This is a genomic window from Pseudomonas solani (genome assembly GCF_026072635.1).
Lineage (GTDB): Bacteria > Pseudomonadota > Gammaproteobacteria > Pseudomonadales > Pseudomonadaceae > Metapseudomonas > Metapseudomonas solani.
Genome location: NZ_AP023081.1, coordinates 294,176 through 300,748, shown reverse-complemented (window position 1 = coordinate 300,748; position 6,573 = coordinate 294,176). Strand labels below are relative to the sequence as shown.

The following is a 6,573-nucleotide window of genomic DNA, read 5'->3' as shown; positions in this document are numbered from 1 at the left end:
GCATGACCCGTCGCTGTTCCTGGCTGGTGCTGACGAGCCTGGCCGCCGGGCCGCTGCCGGCCCTGGCCGAAACCATCGCGCCGCAGGTGCCGGGGTTGGTGAACCCCAACCTGCAGCGCGAGCAGATCGAGCAGATCCAGCAGCAACGGCGTATCGAGGAGCGCGCACGGCGCACCCAGGTGCCGGCGTTGCGGGGCGAAGAGCCGGAGGACCAGCGGCTGCCGGAGGGTGGGGAACGCTTCGTCCTCTCCGGCATCGGCTTCAACGCCTCCGAGTACCTGCCGCGCGAGCAACTGGAGGCCATGGCGCGGCACTATGTCGGGCGCGAGATCGGCTTCGAGGACCTGAACCGCCTGCTCAGGGCGATCAACGAGCTGTACGAGGCGCGCGGACAACTGACGGCCCGCGCCTTGATCCCTGCGCAGGACCTGGAGGGCGGCCAACTGCGCATCGTGCTGGTGGAGGCCAAGGTCGACCAGGTTTCCTGGAAGGGCGGCCCGCGCCGGGTGGACGATGCATTCTATGATCGGCGCCTGCACGTCGAACCGGGCACGACCCTGGACAGCCCGGCCCTGATGAATGCCATCCAGCGCTTCAACGCGACCACGCCCGGCCCCCAGGTGACGGCAAGCCTGGCGCCGGGCGCACGGTTCGGCACCACCGCGGTCGAGCTGGAGGCCTTCGAGCCCGACAGCCTGCAATGGAGCCTGTTCGCCAACAACTACGGGAACGAGGGCACCGGCCGCGAGCAGTACGGCGGCAGCCTGACCTGGTTCTCGCCGACCGGGGCCGCCGACGCCCTCAACCTGTTGCTGGTGGCGACCTCCGGGTCGCAGTACGGCAGCGTGCGCTACAGCCGCCCGGTCAATCGCTGGAACGGTGTCGCCTATGGCGAGGTCGGCGGCAACAGCATGACGGTCGAGGAAGGCCCGCTGGCGTCGCTGAACATCGAGGGTGAGTCCAGGACCTGGACGCTGGGCTTCGACCAGCCCTGGTGGCTGGACGAGCACTGGGTCCTGCAGGGGGGCGTCGGCTACAACCAGCAGCGCTCCGAGAACACCATCGAGGGCTTCACCCTGAGCGAGGTGGATACCCGGGAAGGCTTCCTGCGCGGCCAGGTGGAGTACCGCTCCGCGCCCTGGTACCTGCGCTACGAACAGCGCGTGCGCCAGGCGCAGGTGGATAACGCCGTGAGCGGCGACGGCGGCAGCTATGGCCTGCTCAACGGGCAGGGCTACCTGTCCCGTGCGCTGGGCGAGCAGTACGAGCTGGTGGGGCGGTTCGGCTGGCAGTTCGCCAGTGACACCCAGGCGCTGCCGGCGTCGCTGTTCTACCAGTTCGGCGGCATCAGCAGCGTCCGGGGCTACGACCCCGGGGTGATCTCCTCGCCCCAGGGGGCGACGCTGAACCTGGAGGCCTGGTGGCGGCCGAGCGAACGCTGGCAGCCCTTCGTCTTCTTCGACTACGGCCGGGCCATGGAGCTCGGCATCGCCGACATCGACCTGCAGAGCGTGGGTGTCGGCCTCAACTTCAACTGGGGCCGGCATCTGAGCCTGAGCCTGGTCGCGGCGAACACGCTCAAGGATGTGGTGCCGGACCAGGACAGCGGACAGGTGCTGGCCCAGATTGTCCTGCGTTGACCCCTCAATCGATAGAACGGAGAACCAAGATGACCACGCTGTTGCTTTACAAGGATATCCAGGCCCTCAACCGCGAGCAGCACCAGGCGCTCAAGCTGCAGCAGTCGGAGAACTGCGACTTCGCCGCGTCCACCCACCTGGTGCCGGTCGCCGGCCTGGAGTTCTTCCAGGCGGCGCGCCATTACCCGCTGGTGTTCATCGGCGAGGGCAGCCAGGCCACGCCGATCGCGCTGCTGGGGCTGAAGGAGGGGCACAACGGCTACCTCGACGCCGAGCAGCGCTGGCAGGCCAACACCTACATCCCGGCGTTCATCCGCCGCTATCCCTTTGTGCTGGCCCAGGACGAAGCCAGCCACTTCACCGTCTGCTTTGACGCGGCGTTCAGCGGCTGGAGCGAAGAGCAGGGCAAGGACCTGTTCGACGCGCAGGGGCAGAACAGCGACTACCTCGACGAGATGATCCAGTTCCTGCAGAACTTCACCGCGGAGATGGAGCGGACCCGCACCTTCGTCGAGAAGCTGCACGCCCTCGACCTGCTCAGTCCACGTGCCATCAAGCTGTCCCATACCAGCGGCGAGAGCTTCGTGCTCAGCGATTTCCTGGCGGTGGATGAGGAGAAGTTCCTGGCGCTGGCGGACGAGCAGGTGCTGGACCTGCACCACAGCGGCTTCCTCGGCTGGATCTACGCGCACCTGATGTCCCTGGGCAATGCCAACCAGCTCTTCGACAACTACTTGAAGCGCCGCGAGCCCGCCGAGGTCGTGACCCACTGATGGTGTCGGCCGGCCGCCTGGCCTGGCGGCCGGCCGTCCCGCCAGGCCGGAGCGGCCGTTGCACCTGCGCGGAGCAACGCCGCGCTACTCCCCATGGCCAGGTCCATGCCACGCCTTTCGCCAGGTCGTACTAAGACTAAATGGCTAGGTGGCCAGGCTGTGCAGCCCGGCGGCGGAGGGATTTAATGCGGGCACCAATCAAAAGACACTGCCGGCCTCCACCCCTGCCGGGGAGGCGTCATCGGCCGGTGCTGCACGAGGTGCTCCGATGTCGTCGTCCCGCCTGCCCGTCGCGCTCGCCTGCGCTCAATCCCTGCTTGCCGCCCTCCTGCTGCTGGCCGTCCACCTGGCCGGGTTGCCCTGGCCCGTCGCGCTCCTGGGCCTGATCGCGGCCTGTTGGCTGCCGTTGTTGTGGCGCCGGGCGCCTGTCGAGGCGCCGCAGCAGATGGGCACGGACATCGCCCGACTGACCCGCGAGCTGTCCTTCACCACCAGCCACAATGCGCTGTCCGCCGCCGGCGTGGCCTATTCGGTGAAGCAGCTGGGCGAGCGCCTGGAGTCGCAACTGGACGCCGCCGCGCGCATCGTCGCCAGTGCCGAGGTGATGATCGATACCGAAGAGACCACCACCCGCCTCAGCCACGAGGCCCAGGCTTCCGCCCGCGAGGCGCGGCAGAGCAGCGAGGCCGGGCGCGAGGTGTTGCGCAGCGCCATCACGCGCATGCATGCCCTCAACACCCGCGCCCGTGACAGCCGCGAGCTGATCGCCACCCTCAGCCAGCGCAGCGAGGAGATCCAGCGGGTGACCTCGGTGATCCAGTCGGTCGCCAGCCAGACCAACCTGCTGGCCCTCAATGCCGCCATCGAGGCGGCGCGGGCCGGGGAGCACGGGCGCGGCTTCGCCGTGGTCGCCGACGAGGTGCGCGGCCTGGCCGGGCGCACCGCCAGCGCCACCGAGGAAGTGGGGCAGATGGTCGCCGACATCCAGCGCCAGACCGCCGAGGTGGTGGCGCAGATCGAACACCTCTCCACCGAGCTGGACGAGGGCGTGGCCCAGGTGGAACTGACCGGCCAGCACCTGGAAAGCATCGCCGGCCTGGCGGTGGGCGTGGAGGCGCAGATCGGTGCCATCGCCAGCGGTGCCGAGACCAACCGCGCGCAGCTCACCAGCCTGTTCGCCGCCGTCGACCAGGTGCGCAGCGACCTGGGCATCAGCGACCAGCAGACCCAGCGCCTGGCCGAGGCGGCGGTGCAGCTGGAGGGCCAGGCGGAAACCATCAGCGAGCGCCTCGCCGAGGTGGGCCTGGACGACTACCACCAGCGCGTCTACGACCTGGCGCGCGAGGGCGCCGAGCAGATCGCCCGGCGCTTCGAGGCGGACATCGAGCAGGGCAGGGTGGGGCTGGAGGATCTCTTCGACCGCCACTACCAGGCGGTGCCCAACACCGCGCCACCCAAGTTCCGCACCCGCTTCGACAGCTACGCCGACCAGGTGCTGCCGGCGATCCAGGAGCCGCTGCTCAAGCGCCACGAGGGCCTGGTCTTCGCCATCGCCTGTACCCCGGAAGGCTACGTGCCCACCCACAACCAGGCCTTCGCCCACCCGCCCGTCGGCGATGCCCAGGTGGACATGCTGCGCAGCCGCAGCAAGCGCAAGTTCGGTGATCGCACCGGCATCCGCTGCGGCAGCCACCAGAAGCCATTACTGCTGCAGACCTACACCCGCGACACCGGCGAGCTGATGCACGACCTCTCGGTACCGATCTTCATCCGTGGCCGCCACTGGGGCGGCCTGCGCCTGGGCTACCGCCCCGAGCAGGGCTGAGCCCGCACGGTCTGTAGGTTGGCGCCGAGCGTAGCGAGGCCCAACGATGCAATGCCTGGCCGCGTCATGTTGGGCTTCGTGCCTCAGCCCAACCTACGGGGGCGATGTGATCAGGCCGTAACGCCGATGGCAGAGGCCTCGAACCGTCCGCCGCATCTACTACCAAATGAGTAAGGCATCGCTTCCATGGGGGCATTCCGGGGGCTCCGGGGCGCTGACTAAGATCGGCCCATCACCTGGCCATCCCAGCGCCAGGCTCCGACAAGAGAGGCCATCGTCATGATCTATGCGCAACCGGGTACCCCTGGCGCCGTCGTCACCTTCAAGCCGCGCTACGGCAACTTCATCAACGGCGAGTTCGTCGCGCCGCTGGCCGGGCAGTACTTCACCAATACTTCGCCCGTGAATGGCGAGGTGATCGCCGAGTTCCCCCGCTCCGACGCTGCCGACATCGACCGCGCGCTGGACGCCGCCCACGCCGCCGCCGACGCCTGGGGCAAGACCTCGGTGCAGGACCGCGCGCTGATCCTGCTGAAGATCGCCGACCGCATCGAAGCCAACCTGGAAGTGCTCGCCGTCACCGAGACCTGGGACAACGGCAAGGCCGTGCGCGAAACGCTGAACGCCGACGTGCCCCTGGCCGCCGACCACTTCCGCTACTTCGCCGGCTGCATCCGCGCCCAGGAAGGCTCCGCCGCCGAGATCAACGAACACACCGCCGCCTACCACTTCCACGAGCCGCTGGGCGTGGTCGGGCAGATCATCCCGTGGAACTTCCCGCTGCTGATGGCCGCCTGGAAGCTGGCCCCGGCCCTGGCCGCCGGCAACTGCGTGGTGCTCAAGCCCGCCGAGCAGACCCCGCTGTCGATCATGGTGCTGGCCGAGATCATCGGCGACCTGCTGCCGCCGGGCGTGCTCAACATCGTCCAGGGCTTCGGCAAGGAAGCGGGCCAGGCACTGGCCACCAGCAAGCGCATCGCCAAGATCGCCTTCACCGGCTCCACCCCGGTGGGCGCGCACATCATGCATTGCGCGGCGGAGAACATCATTCCGTCCACCGTCGAGCTGGGCGGCAAGAGCCCGAACATCTTCTTCGCAGACATCATGCAGGCCGAGCCGGCCTTCATCGAGAAGGCCGCCGAGGGCCTGGTGCTGGCCTTCTTCAACCAGGGCGAGGTGTGCACCTGCCCGTCGCGGGCGCTGGTGCAGGAGTCGATCTTCGAGCCCTTCATGGTCGAGGTGATGAAGAAGATCAAGGCGATCAAGCGCGGCGACCCGCTGGACACCGACACCATGGTCGGCGCCCAGGCCTCCGAGCAGCAGTACGACAAGATCCTCAGCTACCTCGACATCGCCCAGCAGGAAGGTGCCGAGCTGCTCGCCGGTGGCGCTTCCGAGCGCCTGGGCGGTGACCTTTCCAGCGGCTACTACATCCAGCCGACCCTGCTGAAGGGCCACAACAAGATGCGCGTGTTCCAGGAGGAGATCTTCGGCCCGGTGGTGGGCGTCACCACCTTCAAGGACGAGGCGGAAGCCCTGGCCATCGCCAACGACACCGAGTTCGGCCTCGGCGCCGGCCTGTGGACCCGCGACATCAACCGCGCCTACCACATGGGCCGTGGCATCAAGGCCGGCCGTGTGTGGACCAACTGCTACCACCTGTACCCGGCCCACGCCGCCTTCGGTGGCTACAAGAAATCCGGTGTCGGCCGCGAAACCCACAAGATGATGCTCGACCACTACCAGCAGACCAAGAACCTGCTGATCAGCTACGACATCAACCCCCTGGGCTTCTTCTGATCCCCGAGCCTGGAACGGCCCGCCGCCTGCGGGCCGAATCCCCTTGTCGACCACCACCCCCCGCGCAAGCTGCACACTCCGGCGGGCGGATGATTGTCGAGCCACGGCCCTTCGGGGCCGTTTTTTTGCTCATCGGTTATCCACTTTATGGGAGCGAATTCATTCGCGATGGCGCATCCGGCCGCTCGAAGCCAGGTGCTGGCGGCGGGTCTTTCGCGGCTGAAGCCGCTCCCACAGGTCGGCATTTGCGGCTCGGTCGGGCGTCGCTCCGTTGGGCCTCGCTGCGCTCGGCGCCAACCTACGGTTGCGTGCAGGCCGGCAATCACCATACGGGCCCGGACGCTGCAATGGTGGATGGGTGAAGCGTCATCCACCCTACATTCCGGCCTACCGCCGAGGTCGGTTCGGGCACGGTGATTGGTAGGGTGGATGGCGCTTTTTCATCCACCAAGCGGTGTTGGTCGTTAAACACGGAGTCCCCGTAGGTTGGGCTGAGGTACGAAGCCCAACGTCGCAAGGCCGGGCATCGCTCCGT

4 protein-coding genes are annotated in these 6,573 nt (G+C 67.9%); all 4 read left to right on the top strand.

Annotated features, from left to right (window positions below):
* The first annotated feature begins 2 nt into the window (after nt 1-2).
* The 4 genes from PSm6_RS01425 to exaC all read left to right on the top strand — a co-directional run bounded on the left by PSm6_RS01425 (nt 3) and on the right by exaC (nt 6,038).
* Nucleotides 3-1,640 (top strand): ShlB/FhaC/HecB family hemolysin secretion/activation protein, encoded by a 1,638-nt coding sequence (locus PSm6_RS01425; RefSeq protein ID WP_021218550.1) that lies wholly within the window; start codon nt 3-5, stop codon nt 1,638-1,640.
* Between the two features lie 29 nt (nt 1,641-1,669).
* Nucleotides 1,670-2,413, top strand: coding sequence for a SapC family protein (locus PSm6_RS01420; protein ID WP_111264069.1), 744 nt, complete (start codon nt 1,670-1,672; stop codon nt 2,411-2,413).
* A gap of 268 nt (nt 2,414-2,681) precedes the next feature.
* Nucleotides 2,682-4,238, top strand: a complete 1,557-nt coding sequence (locus PSm6_RS01415; RefSeq protein ID WP_043241953.1) for a methyl-accepting chemotaxis protein — start codon at nt 2,682-2,684, stop codon at nt 4,236-4,238.
* A 279-nt stretch (nt 4,239-4,517) separates the two neighbouring features.
* The gene (exaC, locus tag PSm6_RS01410; protein ID WP_265169322.1) at nt 4,518-6,038 is read left to right on the top strand and encodes an acetaldehyde dehydrogenase ExaC; all 1,521 of its coding nucleotides are present in this window, start codon (nt 4,518-4,520) and stop codon (nt 6,036-6,038) included.
* Nucleotides 6,039-6,573: the final 535 nt, after the last annotated feature.

Excerpts from the sequence above, each read along its gene's own strand:
- exaC (WP_265169322.1), top strand. The coding sequence starts at position 4,518 with ATGATCTATGCGCAACCGGGTACCCCTGGCGCCGTCGTCACCTTCAAG.
- PSm6_RS01425 (WP_021218550.1), top strand. The coding sequence starts at position 3 with ATGACCCGTCGCTGTTCCTGGCTGGTGCTGACGAGCCTGGCCGCCGGG.
- PSm6_RS01415 (WP_043241953.1), top strand. The coding sequence starts at position 2,682 with ATGTCGTCGTCCCGCCTGCCCGTCGCGCTCGCCTGCGCTCAATCCCTG.
- PSm6_RS01420 (WP_111264069.1), top strand. The coding sequence starts at position 1,670 with ATGACCACGCTGTTGCTTTACAAGGATATCCAGGCCCTCAACCGCGAG.